This window comes from Pseudomonas sp. SST3, assembly GCF_003325755.1.
Map to the genome: position 1 here is coordinate 39,621 of NZ_QORI02000002.1, position 20,907 is coordinate 60,527.

General features: G+C 61.1%; 20 protein-coding genes and 1 pseudogene. 6 read left to right on the forward strand and 15 right to left on the reverse strand.

The annotated features are described in order from the left end of the window. Positions 1-389 precede the first annotated feature (389 nt). On the reverse strand, positions 390-911 hold the full coding sequence (rloA2, locus tag DQ405_RS02380) for a retropepsin-like aspartic peptidase RloA2 (protein WP_168422765.1): 522 nt from the start codon (positions 909-911) through the stop codon (positions 390-392). A gap of 146 nt (positions 912-1,057) precedes the next feature. Here rloA2 and dbpA point away from each other — a divergent pair, with 146 nt between their 5' ends. Continuing rightward, complete coding sequence (dbpA, locus tag DQ405_RS02385; protein ID WP_168422766.1) at positions 1,058-2,437, forward strand: ATP-dependent RNA helicase DbpA; 1,380 nt, start codon at positions 1,058-1,060, stop codon at positions 2,435-2,437. Positions 2,438-2,535: 98 nt separating this feature from the next. Here dbpA and DQ405_RS02390 read toward each other — a convergent pair whose 3' ends face one another. Beyond that, complete coding sequence (locus DQ405_RS02390) at positions 2,536-3,954, reverse strand: alkaline phosphatase PhoX (RefSeq protein WP_342030391.1); 1,419 nt, start codon at positions 3,952-3,954, stop codon at positions 2,536-2,538. A gap of 249 nt (positions 3,955-4,203) precedes the next feature. Between DQ405_RS02390 and yccS the strand changes: the two genes are divergently transcribed. Further along, complete coding sequence (yccS, locus tag DQ405_RS02395; protein WP_168422767.1) at positions 4,204-6,390, forward strand: YccS family putative transporter; 2,187 nt, start codon at positions 4,204-4,206, stop codon at positions 6,388-6,390. On the opposite strand, the gene DQ405_RS02400 is transcribed toward yccS, so the two are convergent. After that, positions 6,381-7,139: a substrate-binding periplasmic protein gene (locus tag DQ405_RS02400; protein WP_342030392.1), complete on the reverse strand. Its 759-nt coding sequence runs from the start codon at positions 7,137-7,139 to the stop codon at positions 6,381-6,383. The two genes, yccS and DQ405_RS02400, sit on opposite strands and share 10 nt — an antisense overlap. A 158-nt stretch (positions 7,140-7,297) precedes the next feature. On the opposite strand from DQ405_RS02400, the gene DQ405_RS02405 reads away from it, so the two are divergent. Next, complete coding sequence (locus tag DQ405_RS02405; RefSeq protein ID WP_168422768.1) at positions 7,298-8,482, forward strand: aminoacetone oxidase family FAD-binding enzyme; 1,185 nt, start codon at positions 7,298-7,300, stop codon at positions 8,480-8,482. A gap of 39 nt (positions 8,483-8,521) precedes the next feature. Here the strand turns inward: DQ405_RS02405 and DQ405_RS02410 are convergent, their stop codons facing one another. The 5 genes from DQ405_RS02410 to DQ405_RS02430 all read right to left on the reverse strand — a co-directional run bounded on the left by DQ405_RS02410 (position 8,522) and on the right by DQ405_RS02430 (position 11,105). Then, a complete protein-coding gene (locus DQ405_RS02410) occupies positions 8,522-8,707 on the reverse strand; it encodes a hypothetical protein (protein WP_168422769.1) in 186 nt (61 codons plus the stop codon). A 59-nt stretch (positions 8,708-8,766) separates the two neighbouring features. Continuing rightward, the gene (locus DQ405_RS02415) at positions 8,767-9,129 is read right to left on the reverse strand and encodes a hypothetical protein (RefSeq protein WP_168422770.1); all 363 of its coding nucleotides are present in this window, start codon (positions 9,127-9,129) and stop codon (positions 8,767-8,769) included. 285 nt (positions 9,130-9,414) lie between these two features. Beyond that, on the reverse strand, positions 9,415-9,888 hold the full coding sequence (locus tag DQ405_RS02420) for a hemerythrin domain-containing protein (protein WP_168422771.1): 474 nt from the start codon (positions 9,886-9,888) through the stop codon (positions 9,415-9,417). 114 nt (positions 9,889-10,002) lie between these two features. After that, positions 10,003-10,281, reverse strand: a complete 279-nt coding sequence (locus DQ405_RS02425; protein ID WP_168422772.1) for a DUF3509 domain-containing protein — start codon at positions 10,279-10,281, stop codon at positions 10,003-10,005. Between the two features lie 203 nt (positions 10,282-10,484). After that, positions 10,485-11,105, reverse strand: a complete 621-nt coding sequence (locus DQ405_RS02430) for a class I SAM-dependent methyltransferase (protein ID WP_168422773.1) — start codon at positions 11,103-11,105, stop codon at positions 10,485-10,487. A gap of 212 nt (positions 11,106-11,317) precedes the next feature. Between DQ405_RS02430 and DQ405_RS02435 the strand changes: the two genes are divergently transcribed. Next, a complete protein-coding gene (locus DQ405_RS02435) occupies positions 11,318-11,695 on the forward strand; it encodes a response regulator (RefSeq protein ID WP_168422774.1) in 378 nt (125 codons plus the stop codon). A gap of 99 nt (positions 11,696-11,794) precedes the next feature. Here DQ405_RS02435 and fba read toward each other — a convergent pair whose 3' ends face one another. The 7 genes and pseudogenes from fba to DQ405_RS02470 all read right to left on the reverse strand — a co-directional run bounded on the left by fba (position 11,795) and on the right by DQ405_RS02470 (position 19,233). Next, positions 11,795-12,859, reverse strand: coding sequence for a class II fructose-bisphosphate aldolase (gene fba, locus DQ405_RS02440; protein WP_045163956.1), 1,065 nt, complete (start codon positions 12,857-12,859; stop codon positions 11,795-11,797). 183 nt (positions 12,860-13,042) lie between these two features. Further along, positions 13,043-13,375 carry an MliC family protein gene (locus DQ405_RS02445; protein ID WP_168422775.1) on the reverse strand — a complete coding sequence of 111 codons (333 nt, stop codon included), beginning with the start codon at positions 13,373-13,375 and terminating at the stop codon, positions 13,043-13,045. Positions 13,376-13,402: 27 nt separating this feature from the next. Next, positions 13,403-13,597: a hypothetical protein gene (locus DQ405_RS02450; protein ID WP_168422776.1), complete on the reverse strand. Its 195-nt coding sequence runs from the start codon at positions 13,595-13,597 to the stop codon at positions 13,403-13,405. Positions 13,598-13,711: 114 nt separating this feature from the next. Beyond that, the gene (locus DQ405_RS02455; protein WP_168422777.1) at positions 13,712-14,875 is read right to left on the reverse strand and encodes a phosphoglycerate kinase; all 1,164 of its coding nucleotides are present in this window, start codon (positions 14,873-14,875) and stop codon (positions 13,712-13,714) included. 61 nt (positions 14,876-14,936) lie between these two features. Further along, positions 14,937-15,983, reverse strand: coding sequence for an erythrose-4-phosphate dehydrogenase (epd, locus tag DQ405_RS02460; RefSeq protein ID WP_168422778.1), 1,047 nt, complete (start codon positions 15,981-15,983; stop codon positions 14,937-14,939). A gap of 168 nt (positions 15,984-16,151) precedes the next feature. Beyond that, on the reverse strand, positions 16,152-18,149 hold the full coding sequence (gene tkt / locus DQ405_RS02465) for a transketolase (protein ID WP_168422779.1): 1,998 nt from the start codon (positions 18,147-18,149) through the stop codon (positions 16,152-16,154). Between the two features lie 164 nt (positions 18,150-18,313). Further along, positions 18,314-19,233, reverse strand: a pseudogene (locus DQ405_RS02470) (LysR substrate-binding domain-containing protein). A gap of 148 nt (positions 19,234-19,381) precedes the next feature. Here DQ405_RS02470 and DQ405_RS02475 point away from each other — a divergent pair. Next, positions 19,382-20,275 (forward strand): TauD/TfdA family dioxygenase, encoded by an 894-nt coding sequence (locus DQ405_RS02475; RefSeq protein ID WP_168422780.1) that lies wholly within the window; start codon positions 19,382-19,384, stop codon positions 20,273-20,275. Beyond that, positions 20,272-20,874: a LysE family translocator gene (locus tag DQ405_RS02480; RefSeq protein ID WP_168422781.1), complete on the forward strand. Its 603-nt coding sequence runs from the start codon at positions 20,272-20,274 to the stop codon at positions 20,872-20,874. The genes DQ405_RS02475 and DQ405_RS02480 overlap by 4 nt, the downstream gene beginning before the upstream one ends. Positions 20,875-20,907: the final 33 nt, after the last annotated feature.

The following is a 20,907-nucleotide window of genomic DNA, read 5'->3' on the forward strand; positions in this document are numbered from 1 at the left end:
GAGCTATTTGCACTATCGAAACTGTAGGGTTGTTACCCGAAATTTGGCCCAAGAGCTTAGGCAGTATTGATAAAAACAAGCCAATCACATGCCGCGCCAATAATTTAACTGCAACGTAGTTTTATTAAATCAATAGAAACTGTCTGCTAACAGTAAACAAGAGAGGCGATACGTGACGACAGTCACCCTTAACTACCCGCACCTTAAAGATTGATAGCTTCTAGCACCACCTTTCGCCGCTTTGTTTAGCGTTGATCGGTACCTTAAAAACCTGTCGACACAACAGCAGACACAGAAGACCCGGCCCGCCCCTCTCGCATACCCGCCTCGGCCGAGCCCACGCTTATAGACTCGACCGCCACGGACACGCCCCTGCTTATCTGACGGGCCTAGCAGGCCGGACGTCCCGCCGTGTACTTCTGCGCAGGATCGATGGCGGCTTGGAGGTCGCGGATCGCGGTGGCGCCAATCAGCAAGGGATAGCGGAAATGGCTGCGATCGGTGAGGTTGACCTCCGCCTCGTGCAACCGATCACCGATGCACAGTTGCATTTCCACCACGGGCCGCTCGGCGACGTCGGGCCCTCGTTCGAGGTCGGTGTCATCGTCGGGATCAGCCTCCTCTGCGCGAGTCTTGATTTCGGCGATACGCGCCAGTGGGCGTTCATAAAGCGTGTCTCCAGCGCCTTCAACGGCCAGGCGGAAGCGCACCCAGTCTTCCCCGTCGCGCTCGAAGCGCTCGATATCACGCGCTGACAGCGAGGCGGTCATCGCACCGGTGTCCATCTTGGCCTTGAGGGTCTTGCCAAGGTCCTCGATCTTGATCTGTTCATACCGGCCGAAGAGCGTTGGCTCTGCAGCCGCTACAGCGGGAAGGGATAACGCGCTCAGCAGCAACAACAAACGGGACAAGACAGCCTCCTAGGGTATCCAATGATGTCTTTGGGACCCACTGTGCCTTCATCTGTTCCGCACACCGTGGCCCGCTCCGCCGGTTGCCACGCGACGACCACACAGGCCTGTTAGACTGCCCACCACTTCCCCTGCAGATGACCACCGTGCCCAGTTCAGCCTTCGCCACCCTTCCCCTCAGCCCTGCAACGCTGGCCAACCTCGACGCACTCGGCTACACCGAGATGACGCCGATTCAGGCCCAGAGTCTGCCCGTGATGCTCAAGGGCATGGACCTCATCGCACAGGCCAAGACCGGTAGCGGCAAGACCGCCGCCTTCGGCATCGCGCTGCTCGAACCACTCAACCCACGCTATTTTGGCTGCCAGTCGCTGGTTCTGTGCCCGACCCGCGAGCTGGCTGATCAGGTGGCCAAGGAACTGCGGCGGCTCGCGCGTTCGGCCGACAACATCAAGATCCTCACGCTCTGCGGCGGCGTGTCCATCGGTCCGCAGATCGGTTCGCTGGAGCATGGCGCCCATGTCATCGTCGGAACGCCCGGACGCATTCAGGAACACCTGAAAAAGGGCACGCTCAAACTCGACGGCCTCAACACGCTGGTGCTCGACGAAGCCGATCGCATGCTCGACATGGGCTTCTACGATGCGATCGCCGAGATCATCGGGCAGACCCCGAGCAAGCGCCAGACGTTGCTGTTCTCGGCCACTTACCCAGCCGGTATCAAGCAGCTCTCGGCGACTTTCATGCGCGACCCGCAGCAGGTCAAGGCCGAGGCGCTGCATGACGATTCGCAGATCGAACAACGCTTCTACGAGATCGATGCGGATGACCGGATGGACGCTGTGGTACGCATCCTCGCCAGTTTTCGCCCGGAAACCTGCGTCGCCTTCTGCTTCACCAAGCAGCAATGTCAGGAGTTGGTCGACCAACTCAGCGCCAAGGGCATTTCGGCCATGGCACTCAACGGTGACCTCGAGCAACGCGATCGTGATCAGGTTCTGGCGATGTTCGCCAACCGCAGCCTGTCGGTGCTGGTAGCGACCGACGTCGCCGCGCGCGGCCTGGATATCGACGCGCTGGACATGGTGATCAACGTCGAGTTGGCCCGCGATTCCGAAATTCATATCCACCGCGTCGGGCGGACCGGACGCGCCGGCAAGAAGGGCATTGCCATCAGCCTGGTCGCGCCTGCCGAAGCACATCGTGCCCGGGCCATCCAGGAGCGGCAGAAGGCGCCACTCAACTGGCGACCGTTAAGCGATCTGAAAGCGCAACCTGGCGAGCCATTGCAGCCGCCAATGGTCACCCTCTGCATCGGTGCCGGCCGCAAGGAGAAGCTGCGCCCCGGCGACATTCTCGGCGCACTCACCGGCGATGCGGGGATCCCCGGTACCCAGGTGGGCAAGATCGCGATCTTCGATTTCCAGGCGTTTGTCGCAGTGGAGCGCGGTGTCGCCAAGCAAGCTCTGAGCCGCCTCAATGGCGGAAAAATCAAGGGCCGTTCGTTGAAAGTCCGCCAGTTATAAGCGGGATGCCAGAGCGTCGGGTGGTTCGCTTCGTCGAACCGCCCGACCGGCCAAGGTGGATGTAAAAAGCGACATCCACCCTGCGCGCCCAGCTGCCGCTACAACGACCCGCGCGCCCAAGGGCCCCAGATAGCGAAGGTGATGCCTGGGGTCTGGATGTTGACGAACAGGAAATGTCCGGTCGGATCGAAACAGGCACCAGCGAACTCACGGTTGCGGTAATCCCCGCCGGATACATTCTTACCGGCTGCAGCGGCTTGAATGTCATCAAAAACCACATTGTTCTTGGCGAAGATGTAAGCCTCGCCCGCCGTGGTCAGCCCGAGCAGACGCTCCCCAAAACCGAAGTCGTCCTGCACACCACCGCCATCTTCACAGAGCAGCAGGCCGCCGCGTGGGCTGACGGTGATGTTGTCGGGGTTGTTGGCGATCTCCTCGTCCGTGGACGCGAAAATGCAGGTCAACCGATCAGTCGCCAGATCATGCATCCATACCGCGCCGTTGCCATAACCGGCACGTCCGTTAGCATCGGTACCGGCACTGGTATCGACAATGAACAGCTTGCCTTCGCTGTACCAGATGCCTTCGCCGCGGCTCATGCTCAGGCCGCCTGCGCGACGGGCTTGGGCAAAGGGGCCACTGCCTTCAGGCTGTGGTTCGAGGTCCGGATTCGGTACTTCAACCCATTCGAGCTGATAGCTGTCGCCCTGTTTCGGCGTCAGCAGATCGGCCAGCGCATGATTGCGAACCCGTGCGGCCTGCAGGATTCCACCCGCCAGGAGTGAGCCGGGCTGCTGGCTGGCGTCGATTGGAACGTAGCGATAGTAACCGGAACGGTTGCGAGCATCTTCGGTCAGGTAGACGTAGCTGTTGCTCGGATCCACCGCCACTGCCTCGTGGGCGAAGCGACCCATCTGGATGATCGGCTGACCGGTGGTCAAGGCAGGATCAGCGGTGACTTCGAAGACATAGCCGTGTGCCCGGCCGCCGACGCTGCTGTAGTCGGCGGTGGTCTCCTCGCAGGACAGCCAGGTGCCCCACGGGGTCACGCCACCGGCGCAGTTGGTGCGAGTACCGCCAAGGCTCGGCAGGGTACGCACGGGTTGATCGATACCGCGAGGGACGTACAGATTGGTAGTACCGCCGGCCGGGCGCTGACCGTTGGCAAGGGTAACGCCATCATAGACTCCATTGGCTTCGATCAGCGGGCCAGTGCTGGCCTCATGGTTGCGCACCAGCACGACTTCGGGGCCATTGGCACCGCGTCGCACATCGATAACGCCCATGCCATCGTGGGACGTGGGTACCGGCTGGCCGTTTTCCATCAAGTCGCCAGTCCAGGAAAAACTTTTATATTGGAAACCATCAGGCAGCTGCAGCAGTTCCAGACCCGTGCTCAGATCCTTGGTCGGCCGCAGCGGGCCGTAGCTGCTACGAACCAGACCGGCGCCGCGACCTTGTCCGTTGCGTGCAGCGAAGGCCTGCAACGTACCGAGAAAGGGCGTGGTAGCGACCACGGCAGCGATGGCGCTGCCCTTGAGCAGGTTACGACGCTGGCATCATGTTCACGGTTCATGCGATGTCCTCTGTTATCGGAATGGGGAGGGGCGCATGAATGAAGCCAGCCGAATACGGCAGAACGATGACCGATCGATGGCGTTCCGGTGATGCGGGACGGAAGGTCGGTATAAGCTTTGCCACACAAGCGGTGACGTCCGATCGCCTCGGGCGTCCAATCACTTCCTACAGCCAGAACCGATCGTCTTATGCGCTCACCATCGCTCAGCCATTCCCTGCGCCGACTCTGGGCCCTGGAAAAATTCGGCTATAGCCTGCGTGTATTGATCGCACTGGCTAGCAGCATGGGGCTGAGCTGGTATCTCGAACGGCCCTCGATGGCCATTCCGCTGTTTCTTGGGGTAATTGCCAGCGCGCTGGCGGAAACCGACGACAGCTGGGTCGGCCGCCTCTCGGCACTGCTGGTTACGCTGCTGTGCTTCAGCGTCGCAGCCGTCTCAGTGCAGCTGCTGTTCCCCTATCCGCTGCTGTTCGTCACCGGCATGGCCGTGGCGGCTTTCGTGCTGGTGATGCTGGGAGCGCTGGGGGAACGTTACGCAACCATTGCCCAAGCCACGCTGATCTTGTCCATATACAGCATGATCGCCGCCGATCAGCGCAGCGGCGCCGCGCTCCATCCCTGGAGTGATCCGTTGCTGCTACTCGCCGGGGCGACTTGGTACGGTCTGTTGTCGGTGCTCTGGAACGCCCTGTTCTCTCATCAACCGGTGCAGCAGAGCCTGGCCAGGCTCTACCGGGAGCTGGGTCAGTATTTCAAGCTCAAGGCCGCGCTGTTCGAGCCGGTGCGCCAGCTCGACGTGGAGGAGCGTCGACTGCAGCTGGCGCGGCAAAACGGGCGAGTGGTCAGCGCGCTGAACGCCACCAAGGAAACCCTGCTGCATCGCCTCGGCAATGGTCGTCCGGGCGTCAAGATCAGCCATTACCTCAAGCTTTATTTCCTCGCGCAGGATCTGCACGAGCGCGTCAGTTCCTCGCACTATCCGTATCAGGCGCTAGCCGAGGCGTTCTTCCATAGCGACGTGCTGTTCCGCTGTGGACGGCTGCTGCGGTTGCAGGGCGTGGCCTGCGCCGACCTGGCTAATGCCATTCAGCTGCGCCTGCCATTTTGCTACAGCGAAGCCAATGCCCAGGCGCTGGCCGATCTCGAATCGTCATTGGAACATTTGCGGATGCAGAGCAATCCGGCCTGGCGCGGGTTGTTGCGTTCGCTGCGCGCATTGTCGGGCAACCTGTCGACGATGCAGCGCCAGCTCGCCAGCGCCAGCAATCCTGACGCCCTGGTAGGCGAACAGGACAGCAGCCTGCTGGACCGTGACCCGCAGTCGATACGCGACGCTTTCACACGCATCCGTTTGCAGCTGACGCCTACCTCGCTGCTGTTTCGCCACGCCCTGCGCATCAGCCTGGCGCTGGTATGTGGCTATGCAGTGCTGCACGCGATTCATCCGGAACAGGGTTACTGGGTGCTGCTGACGACCTTGTTCGTCTGCCAGCCGAACTATGGTGCGACACGGATCAAGCTGGTGCAGCGCGTGACCGGGACCATACTGGGGTTGGTGGTGGGCTGGGCGCTATTCGATCTGTTCCCCAGCCAGCAGGTCCAAGCGCTGTTCGCCGTGGTTGCCGGCGTGGTGTTCTTCGCCACACGAAGCAGCCGTTACACGCTGGCGACTGCGGCGATCACGTTGCTGGTGCTGTTCTGCTTCAATCAGGTGGGTGACGGTTACGGGCTGATCTGGCCGCGCCTGATCGATACTCTGCTGGGCAGCCTGATCGCCGCTGCCGCGGTCTTTCTGATCCTGCCAGACTGGCAGGGCCGCCGCCTCAATCTGGTGGTTGCCAATACCCTCAGCCGCAGCGCTGACTACCTGCGTCACATCATGCGCCAGTACGAGAGCGGCAAGCGCGACGATCTCGCCTATCGATTGGCTCGCCGGAACGCCCACAACGCTGATGCCGCCCTCTCGACGACGCTCTCGAACATGCTGCTGGAGCCCGGTCATTTCCGAAAGGACGCCGAAACCGGGTTTCGCTTTCTGATCCTCTCGCACACGCTGCTCAATTACCTCTCAGGGCTGGGCGCGCATCGTGAAAGCCTGCCCGACGACGCGCGTGACGAGCTGCTGGACAGCGCCGCGCAACGCCTGGCCGACAGCCTCGACGAACTGGCGGCATCGTTGCAGAGCAATCAGCCGGTGGCGGTCTACAGCGAAGAGGAAGAGACCCTAGCGCAGCAGCTCGAACAGGCGCCGGAAGACAGGGAGGATGCACACCGTCTGCTACAAACCCAGCTGGGCCTGATCTGCCGTCAGCTCGCCCCGCTGCGCAGCATGGTCAGCCACCTGGTTCGCCAGTTACCGACACCTCAGGGCTGAGGCAGCGACACCGGGGCCGGCAGCCCATAGCGATGAAAGATTTCGGCATAGCTGCCATCCGCCACCATCGCTTCGATCCCACGATTGAACGTGGCGAGGATCTCCTCCCGCTGCGGATGGTCTGTGCGCACCACCAGCGAGAGGTCCAGCAAGCTGAACGCCCCGGGCACAAACCGATAGGCGTCCTGCAGGTGCCTGAGCTCTCGGTGCAGATGAAACAACACCGTGCGCTCATCTTCCAGCGTCAGGTCGATTCGTCCTGCGCCGAGCATCTTGGCCAGCTGAACGAAGCTGGACGCATAGCCCTTGTTCAGCCGGGGATCGTCTTTTAACGCCTCACTGTAGGCATAACCGCGAACCAGCCCGATCCGATACGGAATCAAGCTATCGAAGTCGCTGTATGCGATGTTCTGATCGCGCCGCTGAATCCAGCGCACGCGATTGGTCAGAAAGGGCCGCGAGTAGCTGCCGTATTCCATTCGGCCCGACGCAGGCCAGGCGTTGACCATGTCGTAGATGCCATACCGAAGCCCCAGCAGTGCGCGCTCCCAAGGCACCTCGATGTAGTCCACCTCGTAGCCCTCGCGACCAAGCGCGGTGCGAATCAGCTCCACCGACAGACCATCACCCGGCAAGCGCTGATCCGTATACGGCGGCCAGGCGTTGCCAGCCAGACGCAGCACCTCGGCCTGAGCCATGGGTGTGCTTATCATCAGTACCGCCACCAGCAGGGCCCATGTTCGTTTCACGACGTTCTGTCCCACTCTTGATAATGGCCAAGCACCGCCGGCCCGCCGTTGAATCGGGCCGCTTATCCGAGGCTAGCCGCTCCCATCGCTGATGGACACTGCAACGACCGAGCCGGGGGAGTACCATGCCGCGTTTTCAGGCGTGGCCGGGGTGAGCAGTGTTGCAGACGGACGTAGTGGTGATTGGTGCAGGCGCAGCCGGCTTGATGTGCGCGTTCACAGCGGCGGCGCGAGGCCGTCGGGTGCTGCTGCTTGACCATGCCAACAAGGCCGGCAAAAAGATCCTCATGTCCGGTGGTGGTCGCTGCAACTTCACCAATATTTACACCGAGCCAGCCAACTTTCTGTCCGCCAATCCCCATTTCTGCAAATCCGCTCTGGCACGTTACACCCAATGGGATTTCATCGAGATGACCAGCCGTCACGGCGTGCGCTATCACGAGAAGAAGCTTGGCCAGCTGTTCTGCGACAACAAGGCCAGCGACATCCTCGACATGCTGCTGACCGAATGCCGGCAGGCCAGCGTCGATTTGCACCTGAACACCGCCGTGCAGTCCGTTGAGAAAACCAAAGACGGCTATCTGTTGCGCAGCAGCATCGGCGACGTCACCTGTCAGTCGTTGGTGATCGCCACCGGAGGGCTGTCAATCCCCACGTTGGGCGCCAGTGGCTTCGGCTATCAGATCGCGCGGCAGTTCGGTCACACCGTGCTGCCGACCCGTGCCGGCCTGGTGCCATTTACCATCACCGAGCCGCAACTCAAGGGTATGTGCGAAGCGCTATCCGGTACGTCGGTCGAGGATTGCCTGGTCAGCTGCAATGACCAGACGTTCCGCGAGAACATCCTGTTCACCCATCGAGGACTCTCCGGGCCGGCGATCCTGCAGGTGTCTTCGTACTGGCAGCCGGGTGACGTCATCGAGATCAACCTGCTGCCGCATCTGAACCTGCCCGAGTGGCTGGCCCAACAACAAAGCGAACGACCCAACACCGAGCTCAAGACGCTGCTCGGCGAGCTGTTCACTCGAAAAATGGCTGGGCTGCTGGCCGAGCACTGGTTCGCTTCCAGACCGCTGAAGCAATACACCCCGGCCGAGCTCGAAGCGATCGCGGACAGACTGGGCAACTGGCAGCTGGTGCCGGCGGGCACCGAGGGTTATCGCACCGCAGAAGTGACGTTGGGCGGCGTGGACACCCGAGAGGTGTCTTCGAAAACCATGGAATCGCAAAAGGCAGCGGGTCTGTACTTCGTCGGCGAGGTGCTGGATGTCACCGGCCACCTGGGCGGTTTCAATTTCCAGTGGGCCTGGGCGTCTGGCTATGCGGCGGCGCAGTACGTGTAACGCCCCGCGGCGGTGACACCAGGGCCGCGGAGCGCACCATCACTCGTTGGACATGTTCGACGGCGGTGAAACCTCACGCGGCCCGGCTGGATCGGTCGCGGTGTTCTGGTATTCCTGCTGGTTTTCGCTGACGTTGTCCATTGCCGAAGGCTCCTCGGGGGAGCAGGCGGCAAGCACCAGCGAAAGCGGTAGCGCAGCGGCGATGGCAATGCGTTTCGACGTCATACGGATCTCCTGTAGGGGCCTCGCCAGATAACGAGGCCGCCTCAATGGATTGACTTTGCTTACTGTGCGGCGCCCGTACCGGTGCCAGTAGTATTAGGCGCGGTGCCGGCGCCCGACTCGGTACCCAGACCGCTGCCGTTGTCGGCCGGCGCCGTGCTCATGTCCCCCGAGGGACCTGTGGTCATGCCGCTTCCGGCACCCGTCTCAGGGCCAGCGCCAACCCCGGTACCCGTGGTGCCCGGGCTTGTACCCATCCCGGCGCCCGCATCAGTATCGGATGGCGGAGTGGTGGTTGGTTGTGGTGGAGCCGGCTGCTCAGTGGTGGGCTGCGGAGGCATCGGTTCCCGTTCTGGTTCTTCATCCGCACCACAACCGACTAGTAGCAGGCCCAGAACAGGGGCAGATAGATAAGCAAGACGCATAGGTAATCTCCAGATAGTGAGCGCCGACCGAAGCCGGCAAAGCGGATATCGAAATCCTTCTGAGACTGACCCTGCGCAGAGAACAGAGTGCCCTACAGTGACCCTGCGGAGCTGCGTGGACCGCCCAACGGTGCCTACTGGACCCCCGTTCGCTGGCAGTTGCTCGGAAACAGACCGGTTCGATTGCCGGGCCGTGATTCACCACTGATCGATCACCTGAACGAGAACCTGCCGCCCATGTCACCGGGGCGCCACCGGGGCGTTGCGCCCCGGCAACGGAACGAGTCAGGCAGCCTGGCTAGCGCTGAATTCCTTCTTCAAGCGGTTTCGCAGTTCGGACATCTGCTGGCCCATCTCTTCCAACCGGGCCTTGTCGAAAAGCTCGCGTGCGCTGGGAAACATCTCCGATTCCTCTTCCTCGATGTGATGCTCAAGCAACTCCTTGCACACTTTGACGCGCCCGGAGAACTCGACGCTGGATGGATCGGTGGCCTTGAGATCGGGCAGCACCAGCGAATCCACCGTGCGGTGTTCTTCCTTGGCCTCGTGATACATCTTCAGCTCTTCCTTGCCGCCGGCTTCCTTGTAGGCGGGGTAAAGGATCTGCTCTTCGAGCTGGGTATGTATGGTGACTTCCATTTCCAGTTTCTGCAGCAGTTCGGTACGGGTCTTGACAGCGCGCTCAGTGCTATCGGTCAGGCGCGTCAGAATATCCTTCACTTTCTCATGGTCGTCGATCAACAGGTCAATGGCGTTCATGCGGTTTCCTCATGGCTATCAGGCTTTGCGAAGCACCCAGGCTCTTCGGCCCGGTCGGATCGCCTGCGCTGGATTGCGCAGCGTTCGCGTCGGCCTGCGGGCCGACCGCTCGACTCAGGCGTACTCGTAGGTGGGCAATCCGGTACGGCTCTGACTCTGCAACCGGGCGATTGCCGGCGACATACCCGCTTCCAGCGCCAGGTCACGACGAATCGAGCTGATGACCCATTCCAGCTGAATATCGGTCTGGGTCTGACCCTTCGAGAGAGCACGCTTGATGATGTCCCGATCATCGTTACGCAACGTCAGTAGAAGCCCGCCATCCGGACGAGATGCAGTGAGTACTTCGAACTCGGGAAACGCGGCAGAGAGAATTTTTTCAGCGGCGATCATTATTGTGTACTCCGGTTATGGTCCAGCATCCATTGATGGAGCAGCGTTCGTGCCAACCGAAGGAGATCAACAAATCCAGGCTATTCAGTGACTTGCGTCACATAATAGCCTTTTGTATGCATGCAAAACGCATGAAAACCGGGTTTGCGGCATGCATTCTGCGTTGCTTGATGAACAATCATCGACTGCTGATGTCTTCCGCCTCACCCCTTGCGCCAGACGCTGGCGAGCCAGGGTTGCTGGTCCCGGGGCAAGCCTGTCGGCCGGTAATAATGCTCGAGCTCGATGAAACCGACCGATTGCAGCAAGCCGCGCCAGGTCGGCCAGTCGTACCAAGTGCCGTAGCGAGCACCGCTCCAGCCTTCCTGATTGCTGCCGCGGGGATTGGAGCTGAACAGCACCCCGCCATCGCGAAGCGCCGTATGCAGCTTCAGCAATACCGAGGCGATTTCACGACTGGGTAGATGAAACAGTACTGCATTGGCGAAGATTCCGTCGAACGCTCCGGGCGGTAGATCCAATTGCAGGAAATCCTGATGCAAAACCTCACAACCGGTCTCGGCTCGCGCCATGTTCACGAAGGGTTCGGCACCATCCAGCCCGACGGCGATATGGCCACGTGCCGTGAAAGCCTTGAGGTCGCGCCCAGGCCCGCAACCCAGGTCGAGGATGCGAAATGGCGGCTCGCCATGGATGTGTCGCAGCAACGCATCGATATTCTGGCTGACATCATGGTCGCGCGTCCCGTCGCGAAACGCCTCGGCGTTGGCGCGGTAGTCATCCAGGGTCCGGTCTGCGATGGTATGGGCGTTTTCGTCAGTCATGGTGGCTCCAAAGATGAATAATGCCGAGCCTAGCGATGCATGGTCTTGGTTGCCAATGCGCGCGCGACTTCGGTAGTTACAAAACAAAGGCTTGTCGGATCGACGCGACCCCTGAACTTGTGAAACTCCACAAGGCTCCAATATGTTCGTTTGGCCGTAATTAATACCGTCTGAAACAATAACTTCATAAAGATCGTTGAGAATCATCTCCGATGAGCCAAGCACCCGCCAAAGTTGTCCTGCTCGTCGAGGACGAACCCCATATTCTCTGCCTGTTATCCGACTATCTCGCCGGCGAAGGCTATAAGGTCCTTGAAGCAGCGGATTCCGTTCAGGCTTTCGAGATCCTGGCGACCAAGCCGCAGCTTGACCTGCTGGTGACAGATTTCCGGTTACCGGGTGGCGTTTCCGGCGTGATGATTGCCGAGCCAGCGCTCAAGCTACGGCCAGACCTGAAGGTCATCTTCATCAGCGGTTATCCGATCGAAATTCACGAATCCGGCAGCCCGATCGCCCGCTCCGCCCCGATCATTGCCAAGCCCTTCTCGCTGGATTGCCTGCACAGCCGGATCCAACAACTGCTGGCCTGACGCTCGCCGCAACCTTTAGCCCGCCGAAACCAACTCCCGCGCCTTGCCCCGGAAACAGAAGAGCCCGCACAAGGCGGGCTCTTCTTCCATGCTTCAGGCTCAGTTGACCTTGGGATCTAGCTCGCCGCGCGCGTAGCGCTCGAACATGCCTTCCAGGGAGATCGGCTTGATCTTAGAGGCGTTACCAGCAGTGCCGAATGCCTCGTAACGAGCAATGCAGATGTCGCGCATGGCTGTCACGGTCTTGGCCAGGTACTTGCGCGGATCGAACTCGCTGGGGTTCTTCGCCATGAACTCGCGAATCGCACCGGTGGAAGCCAATCGCAGGTCGGTGTCGATGTTGACCTTGCGCACGCCGTACTTGATGCCCTCGACGATTTCCTCGACCGGCACGCCGTAGGTTTCTTTGATGTCACCACCGTACTCGTTGATGATCTTGAGCCACTCCTGCGGTACGGAGGAGGAACCATGCATCACCAGATGGGTGTCGGGAATGCGCTGGTGGATCTCCTTGATACGCTGGATCGACAAGGTGTCACCGGTTGGCGGCTTGGTGAACTTGTAGGCGCCATGGCTGGTACCGATCGCAATCGCCAACGCGTCCACCTTGGTCTTGGCGACGAAATCGGCCGCCTCTTCGGGGTCGGTCAGCAGCTGGCTGTGATCCAGTGTGCCTTCGGCACCGACACCGTCTTCTTCACCGGCCATACCGGTTTCCAGACTGCCCAGGCAACCCAGCTCACCTTCCACCGACACGCCGCAGGCGTGGGCGAAGGCAACGGTCTGCTGGGTGACGCGGACGTTGTATTCGTAATCGGATGGCGTCTTGCCGTCTTCACGCAGCGAGCCGTCCATCATCACCGAGCTGAAACCCAGCTGAATCGAACGCTGGCAGATGTCCGGGCTGGTACCGTGATCCTGGTGCATGACCACCGGAATGTGCGGGAATTCTTCGATGGCCGCGAGAATCAGATGGCGCAGGAAGGGCGCGCCAGCGTACTTGCGAGCACCGGCCGAAGCCTGGACGATCACCGGGGAGTCGGTCTTGTCGGCCGCTTCCATGATGGCTCGCATCTGCTCAAGGTTGTTCACGTTGAAGGCCGGCACGCCGTAGCCGAATTCGGCGGCGTGGTCGAGCATCTGGCGCATGCTGATGAGTGCCATGTTTTCCTTTCTCCCGGTTAGGGTCGATTAATCGTGTAAAGCCTGCCCCAGGGGCTGGCGGTGTTCAAGCACCGCGCTATAGGCGCGGCATTGTAGTGGCGGACGGGCCAAAAGCCATCAGCTCTGGCGAAAACGTCGCATATTCGCTCATCGCGGCCCCGCAGCGCATGGCATAACCGTCCTTCAGAGACTGATCAGCGAAGCACTGCACCCATGGGCCAGCAGCTTGTCATCAGCGAGCCGAAAGACTAGCGCTTCATGACCTTTGTTATGGAAGGCCACAACGCCATCGCTATAGAAAGCACCATGGGTGGCAGGTTCCTTGCGCAGCGTATGAACCTGCTCGCTATTGCCCATTTTCAGGTCCACGGCCTCATGACTGTCGTCAGCATAGCGCCAGGCGATGTTCTGCTGGCTCTGGCATTTCCAGCGTACGAAGGGCGCATCGGGACCGGATTGCCAATGGCCACAGCCACTAATCAGCAGCGCAGCAAAAGGAATGAACAGGCCTTTCATCGCTTCTCCTTGCTTGGCCGCAACGGCTCAGGGGCAATCCCGAACATCGGCAGCGGTACCCGCGGTGGGATCGCCAGTGCTCTGCATCTGCACTCGCTGGTCGTTCTGTGCCGTGGGGCTTTCCACTGGCGGAGGATCGAACACCTCGCAGGCCGAGTCCGGCGCGCCGCCGGCACAACCGGCCAGCCCAAGACAGCAAACAGCGATAGCGGCATAACGCATGGTGAACCTCCATTCCTTGTTCGGACAGAACAGAGACAGCACCAAACCCCAGGGGTTGCTTCCACGGTTACGCTTGTTGCGCCGGAGGCGCCGAAGCGGCTCCGGCGCAGACACTTATTGCGCGGCGCGCTGTTCGAGAATTTCTACCGCAGGCAGGACCTTCCCCTCGACGAACTCAAGGAAAGCACCGCCGCCAGTGGATATATAGGAGATCTGCTCTGCAACACCGTACTTGTCGATCGCCGCCAGCGTGTCGCCGCCGCCCGCGATGGAAAATGCCGGACTCTCAGCGATGGCCTTGGCCAGCACCTTGGTGCCCTCACCGAACTGATCGAATTCGAATACGCCAACCGGGCCATTCCAGAGAACGGTCTTCGACGACTTCAACAGCCCGGCAAAGTTGGCGGCGGTCTGCGGACCGATATCCAGGATCATGTCGTCGTCGGACACATCAGCGACGGCCTTGACCGTGGCTTCGGCGCCTTCGGCAAAGGCCTTGGCGACCACCACATCGACCGGCAGCGGTACGCTGACCTTGGCCGCGATGGCCTTGGCAGTGTCGATCAGATCGGCTTCGTAGAGTGACTTGCCCACCGGCAAACCGGCGGCGGCGAGGAACGTATTGGCGATGCCGCCACCCACGATCAGCTGATCGCAAACCGTGCTCAGGCTGTTCAGCACATCCAGTTTGGTCGAGACCTTAGAGCCGGCAACGATAGCAGCCATCGGCTTGGCCGGGCTCTTCAGTGCCTTGCCCAAGGCGTCCAGCTCGGCGGCCAGCAGTGGGCCGGCGCAGGCAACCTTGGCGAACTTGGCTACGCCGTGGGTCGAGCCCTGGGCACGGTGCGCGGTCCCAAAGGCATCCATGACGAAGACATCACAGAGCGCGGCGTACTTCTGCGCCAGCTCGTCGGTGTTCTTCTTCTCGCCCTTGTTGAAGCGCACGTTTTCCAGCAACACGAGCTCACCGGCCTGCACCTGAACGCCGTCCAGATACTCTTTGACCAGCGGCACCTCGCGATCCAACGCCTTGCTCAGGTAGTCGGCGACCGGCTTGAGGCTGTCTTCCTCGCTGTATACGCCCTCTTCGGGACGACCCAAGTGCGAGCAGACCAGCACCGCTGCGCCCTTCTCCAGCGCCAGCTTGATGGTCGGTAGCGAAGCCAGAATGCGCGCATCGCTTTTCACCGCGCCGTCCTTTACCGGCACGTTGAGGTCCTCGCGAATCAGCACGCGCTTACCTTGGAGGTCGAGGTCGGTCATTTTCAAAACGGTCATGTCATCTTCCTTAAGTTCAAACGGCGATGTCTATTCAATGCGGCTGGCTAGGTGCGACCGGCTAGGCGCGGTGGGCGACACGCAAATAGTGTTCGGCCACGTCGAGCATACGGTTGGCGAAACCCCACTCGTTATCGAACCAGGCCAGCAGGTTCACCAGCCGAGGCCCGGAGGCGCGCGTCTGGCTGCCATCGACGATCGCCGAATGCGGGTCGTGGTTGAAATCGCAGCTGACATGGGGCAGCTCGGTGTACGCGAGCAGGCCCTTCAACGGTCCGGATTCCGCTGCCTCGCGCAGTATCTGATTGATCGTTTGCGCATCGGTATCGCGAGACATCTGCAGGGTGATATCCAGGCAGGATACGTTCACCGTCGGCACCCGCACGGCTTTGGCCTGAATCCGCCCCGAGAGTTCCGGCAGCAAGCGCTCGATACCACGCGCCAGCCCGGTAGATACTGGAATCACCGACTGGAAAGCCGAACGCGTGCGGCGCAGATCGTCGTGGTGGTAGGCGTCGATGACCGGCTGATCATTCATCGCCGAGTGGATGGTGGTGATCGAAACGTATTCCAGCCCGACCGCATCGTTAAGCAATTTGAGCAGCGGCACGCCACAGTTGGTGGTGCAGGAGGCGTTGGACACCAGTCGCTCGGCGCCGGTCAGCTGCTCTTGGTTGATGCCCATCACCACCGTGGCGTCGACATCCGCGGCGCCGCTCATGGGCTGCGAGAACAGTACCCGCGGCACACCGGCATCGAGGAAGCGCTGGCCGCCGGCGCGGGTGTTGTAGGCGCCGGAGCATTCCAGCACTAGGTCAACGCCCAGAGCGCGCCAATCGACCGTTTCCGGCGTCGGCTCGCGCAGGACTTTTACGCAGTGACCGTTTATATGAAGACAATCGCCCTCAACGGCCACCTCGCCTGGGAAGCGACCATGGGTGGAGTCGAAGCGAGTGAGATATTCGAGACTCGCCATATCGGCGAGATCGTTGAGGGCGACGAAGTCGAAATCGAATGCCCCATTGCGCTCATGGAAGGCACGAAGTACGCAGCGGCCGATGCGGCCGTAGCCGTTCAGGGCGACGCGGTAAGAGGGAACTCGGGGCATTCGCGGCTCGTCTCTGGGCGAGCTGAAAGCTGGAAGCCGGAGGCCGGAAGTGTTCGTGCCGCTGTCACTTCCAACGTCCAGCCGCAACTTCTCAGCTGCTGTGATCCCTTAAGCCTGTCCCCGGCTGCTTTTGCTTCAAGCTTCCAGCTTCAGGCCTCCAGCTGCTACTCAGTCTTCCAGCAGCTCCTCGGCGACGCTGAGGATGCTGTCGACGGTGAAACCGAACTCCTCGAACAGCTGACCGGCCGGAGCCGATTCGCCGTAAGTGGTCATGCCGATGATGCGACCGTCGAGTCCGACGTACTTGTACCAGTAATCCGCGTGGCCCGCCTCGATGGCAATACGCGCGCCAACCTCGACCGGCAATACCTGCTGTTTCCAGGCCGCGTCCTGGGCGTCGAAGACGCTGGTGCACGGCATGGACACCACACGTACATTGCGCCCCTGCTCGGTGAGTTTGTCATAGGCCTGAACGGCCAGACCGACTTCCGAACCGGTGGCGATGAGGATCAACTCAGGCTCGCCGACGCAGTTCTTGAGGATGTAACCACCCTTGCTGATGGCAGCTTCGGTTTCGTTGTCACGGATGTGATACGGCAGGTTCTGACGCGAGAAGATCAGCGCGCTCGGGCCGTCCTTGCGCTCGATGGCATGCTTCCAGGCCACCGCCGACTCGACGGTATCGGCCGGACGCCAGGTATCGAGGTTCGGTGTTGTGCGCAGGCTGGTCAGCTGCTCGACCGGCTGGTGAGTCGGACCGTCTTCACCGAGACCAATCGAGTCATGGGTAAACACGTAGAGCACACGCTGCTTCATCAGCGCCGACATGCGCACCGCATTGCGGGCGTACTCCATGAACATCAGGAAAGTCGCACCGTAAGGGATCAGCCCGCCGTGCAGGGCGACGCCGTTCATGATGGCGCTCATGCCGAACTCGCGCACGCCGTAATACATGTAGTTGCCCGAGGCATCCTCGGCAACCACCGGCTTGCAGCCCTTCCACAGGGTCAGGTTGGAGCCAGCGAGGTCCGCTGAGCCACCAAGCAGCTCCGGCAGCAGCGGACCGAAGGCGTTGAGGCAATTCTGGCTGGCCTTGCGGCTGGCGATGGTTTCGCCCTTGGTTGCCACCTCACGAATGAACTGTGACGCCTTTTCGGCGAAGTCTTCCGGCAACTCCCCGGCCATGCGCCGCTTGAACTCTGAAGCCAGCGCAGGGAATTCGGTTTCATAAGCGGCGAAGCGCTTGTTCCACTGATTTTCCGCTTCGGCGCCCTTCTGCTTGGCATCCCACTCGGCATAGATGTCGGCGGGAACCTCGAACGGGCCGTGCTTCCATCCCAGCGCCTCGCGGGTCAGCGCAATCTCCGAATCGCCCAGCGCAGCGCCATGCGACTCTTCCTTACCCTGCTTGTTCGGCGAACCGAAACCGATGATGGTCTTGCAGCAGATCAGCGTCGGGCGGTCGCTCTTGCGGGCGGTGTCGATGGCGATCTGGATCTCGTCGGCGTCATGGCCATCGACATTGCGGATCACCTGCCAGCCGTAGGCCTCGAAGCGGCGTGGGGTGTCGTCGGTAAACCAGCCGTGGACTTCACCATCGATAGAGATGCCGTTGTCATCGTAGAACCCGATCAGCTTGTTCAGTCCGAGGGTGCCGGCCAGCGAGCAGACCTCGTGGGAGATGCCTTCCATCAGGCAGCCATCGCCCATGAATACATAGGTGTTGTGGTCGACGATTTCATGGCCGGGACGGTTGAACTGCGCCGCCATGATCTTTTCGGCCAAGGCGAAACCGACAGCATTGGCCAGCCCCTGGCCCAACGGCCCGGTAGTGGTCTCGACGCCGGCGGTGTAGCCGAATTCGGGATGGCCGGGAGTCTTGCTGTGCAGCTGACGGAAGTTCTTCAGGTCCTCGATCGACAGGTCATAACCGGTCAGATGCAACAAGGAGTAGATCAGCATCGAACCGTGACCGTTGGACAGTACGAAGCGGTCACGGTCGGCCCACAGCGGGTTGGTCGGGCTGTGCTTCAAGTGGTCGCGCCAGAGGACCTCAGCGATGTCCGCCATGCCCATGGGGGCACCCGGGTGGCCGCTGTTGGCTTTCTGCACGGCATCCATGCTGAGGGCGCGGATGGCATTGGCTCGCTCACGACGGCTGGGCATCGCTGAATCTCCTGCGGGTGTACTCGGAAAAAGGCCAGCATTTTCGCCCACCGGGGCATGCAAGGGCAATGACAGATGCGACCGCTGGTGAATGCTTTTGCCTGGTCTTCGGGATCCAGTGGACCTCTGCGGGCATTCCTGCGGCGCGTAGGCGGAGGCTCCGTTCAGTCCAGCAGCCGCATGCCCGGTTGCTGGGGCTCTGGCAGGTTCGCCAACAGATGATCCCGCATGCGGGCCAGCATGCTGTGTTCTTCGCTACGCGTGGGCCAGACCAGGTAATAACTGTCGCCGGTGCGCACGCCGTATCGAACGGCAATGCCAGGGTTCCGCGGCGTAGCTCGGCGCCCACCAGTGCCAGGTCGCCAATGGACACGCCATGGCCCAGCGCCGCGGCCGAGATACCCAGCTCCAGGGTGTCGAACAGCGTGCCCTTGCGCCAGTCCACCGCCTCGCCCAACCCTACCCGCTCCAGCCAACGCCGCCAGTCGCGACAATCGCGCGACGGGTGAATCAATTCAGCAGCGGCTAACGTCTCGGCATCCCAGGGCCTGTCAGTGCAGATCGCGGGAGAACAGACCGGCACCAGCCATTCATCGAACAGCTTTACGCTGCGCCACTCGGCCGGAAAATCACCGTTGCCCAGCAGCACCGCGCAATCGAACGGCTCGCCATAGAAATCCACCTCGTCAAGGTCCATCCAGGCACTGGTCAGGTGTACCCGCCCCTGACGATGTTCGGCATGAAAACCATCAAGCACCTGCAGCAACCAGCGCATGGTCAGGGTGGAAGGCGCCTTCAGGCGCAACGCGCCGCCCTGACGGCTGACCGCCACGCAGGCACTCTCGATCAATCGGAAACCGTGCTTGAGGTCGCCTGCCAGCCGGCGACCGGCGTCGGTCAGCGCCAACCGGGAGCCATGGCGCTCGAACAGCTGACAACCAAGGCTTTCTTCCAGAGTACGGACATGGCGACTGATTGCGCTCTGAGTGATGCACAAACTGTTCGCCGCCTGGGTGAACGAGCTGAAACGTGCGGCGGCCTCGAAGGCACGTAGCGCGTAGAGGGGCGGCAGACGCAACGTCATACCCCAGCCCCTCGGCATGAGTAAAACTCATCGTAACCGCTCGCATTATCCATTTTGAAACCCTCCGACACGCACCAATACTCGCTTCGCGGGGTCGGTAGCGAAGCCCTGCCAACCAGGACCCTCATTAACAACAGGTAAGGATGATATGTCCAACCCCATCGATGAACTTCTGGCTTCCAGTATCAGCACCGGAGGGCTGAGCCAGGCACAGACCGAACAGATTCTCAAATTCAGACTATTCGGAAATCCTCAGGGATTTCTGTTGCTGCCCGACATGCCCATCGGCGACATTCCGGCGACTCCAGTGTCACGTGAGGCGCTTTGCAAGACCGACGATCGCAGCGAACGCCTGCTACTTCAGGCCACCGCCCTGCTCGGCGAGCCGATCGGCTACGTCCAGGAGTCCAACGGCGGCATCGTCAACAATTTCTTTCCACACCAGACGCAATCGCGCACCGCGACCTCGGACAGCTTCGATACCGAACTCGATTTGCATACCGAGAACGCGTTTCACGCCATCCAGCCGGACTACCTCGTCCTTCTCTGCTTACGCCAGGATCCGGCGGCCGAAGCGATCACCTACGTTGCCTCGATCGAGCGCATTCTCGAGCGCCTGAGCTATGAGCAACAGGCGTTCCTGCTCAACGAGCCATACAACTTCTTCTCCGATTACAGTGCGACCGAGAAGAATCAGCGCATCGATATCAACAAGCATCAAACCGTGCTTTATGGCGATCCCAACGCACCTTTTTTTCGTTTCGATCCGCAGTTCATGGTCGCCTACAGCGACCGCGCCCAACGCACGCTCGATGCCCTGCACGGTATCGCCTGGGATGTCGTCGAGCCGGTGCGCCTCAGCTGTGGCGATCTGCTGATCATTGACAACCGCCGCACCGCGCACGCACGCAGCCCCTTCACGGCCCGTTTCGACGGCACTGACCGCTGGATGCAACGCGCCTTCGCCACCTGCAACCTGCGCTTTTACACGGAAAAACTGGGCAGGCAGTCGCGCATCTTCGAACTGGTAACCGAACTATGAACGCCACCTACCTCGCTTTTGCCGCCGCGGTCGCACTGCTGATCGCCTCGCCCGGACCCGTCGTTGCGCTGGTGATCGCCGATGCACGGCGCAGCTGGCCAGCCTGGACGATTCTTGGCGGCGTGCTCTCCGCCCAGCTCCTGCTGATCGCAGCATTGATTCTGATCTACCTGGCGCTCGACCTGGAGCCGATCATTCTCGAATGGGGCCAGGTGCTCGGCGGCCTTTATCTGATCTGGCTCGGCGCGGATGGCCTGTGCGGAGGCGACGACACAAAGCCGCAACTCCCACGGTCGCATGTCCATTATTTCTGGCGCGCCATGGCGGTCGGCCTGTCGAACCCCAAGGACATCCTGTTCTTTCTCGCCTTCCTGCCGGGCTTCATTCTTCCCGCTCAGCCGTTCGCACCTCAAGCCACAGCACTGATCGTTATCTGGGCGCTGGTCGACGTGACGATTCTGATTGCCTACAGCCTGGTCTCGCGAAAGCTGTCCAGCCACGAGGGACTGCAGCAGCTGCTTGATCTGCTGCCGAATTTTTTCCTTCTCGCCCTTGGATTGGTGTCCTGTGGCATGGGCATTACCAGCTTGGTCAACTGATAGCGGGGCCAGCCAATATCAAAACTTTTTGAT

What these genes read in the sequence shown, in the direction of transcription:
- yccS (WP_168422767.1), top strand. Translation starts at nt 4,204, where the DNA reads ATGCGCTCACCATCGCTCAGCCATTCCCTGCGCCGACTCTGGGCCCTG.
- DQ405_RS02410 (WP_168422769.1), bottom strand. Translation starts at nt 8,707, where the DNA reads ATGACGTCGAAACGCATTGCCATCGCCGCTGCGCTACCGCTTTCGCTG.
- DQ405_RS02415 (WP_168422770.1), bottom strand. Translation starts at nt 9,129, where the DNA reads ATGCGTCTTGCTTATCTATCTGCCCCTGTTCTGGGCCTGCTACTAGTC.
- DQ405_RS02420 (WP_168422771.1), bottom strand. Translation starts at nt 9,888, where the DNA reads ATGAACGCCATTGACCTGTTGATCGACGACCATGAGAAAGTGAAGGAT.
- DQ405_RS02425 (WP_168422772.1), bottom strand. Translation starts at nt 10,281, where the DNA reads ATGATCGCCGCTGAAAAAATTCTCTCTGCCGCGTTTCCCGAGTTCGAA.
- DQ405_RS02430 (WP_168422773.1), bottom strand. Translation starts at nt 11,105, where the DNA reads ATGACTGACGAAAACGCCCATACCATCGCAGACCGGACCCTGGATGAC.
- DQ405_RS02435 (WP_168422774.1), top strand. Translation starts at nt 11,318, where the DNA reads ATGAGCCAAGCACCCGCCAAAGTTGTCCTGCTCGTCGAGGACGAACCC.
- fba (WP_045163956.1), bottom strand. Translation starts at nt 12,859, where the DNA reads ATGGCACTCATCAGCATGCGCCAGATGCTCGACCACGCCGCCGAATTC.
- DQ405_RS02445 (WP_168422775.1), bottom strand. Translation starts at nt 13,375, where the DNA reads ATGAAAGGCCTGTTCATTCCTTTTGCTGCGCTGCTGATTAGTGGCTGT.
- DQ405_RS02450 (WP_168422776.1), bottom strand. Translation starts at nt 13,597, where the DNA reads ATGCGTTATGCCGCTATCGCTGTTTGCTGTCTTGGGCTGGCCGGTTGT.
- DQ405_RS02455 (WP_168422777.1), bottom strand. Translation starts at nt 14,875, where the DNA reads ATGACCGTTTTGAAAATGACCGACCTCGACCTCCAAGGTAAGCGCGTG.
- epd (WP_168422778.1), bottom strand. Translation starts at nt 15,983, where the DNA reads ATGCCCCGAGTTCCCTCTTACCGCGTCGCCCTGAACGGCTACGGCCGC.
- tkt (WP_168422779.1), bottom strand. Translation starts at nt 18,149, where the DNA reads ATGCCCAGCCGTCGTGAGCGAGCCAATGCCATCCGCGCCCTCAGCATG.
- DQ405_RS02475 (WP_168422780.1), top strand. Translation starts at nt 19,382, where the DNA reads ATGTCCAACCCCATCGATGAACTTCTGGCTTCCAGTATCAGCACCGGA.
- DQ405_RS02480 (WP_168422781.1), top strand. Translation starts at nt 20,272, where the DNA reads ATGAACGCCACCTACCTCGCTTTTGCCGCCGCGGTCGCACTGCTGATC.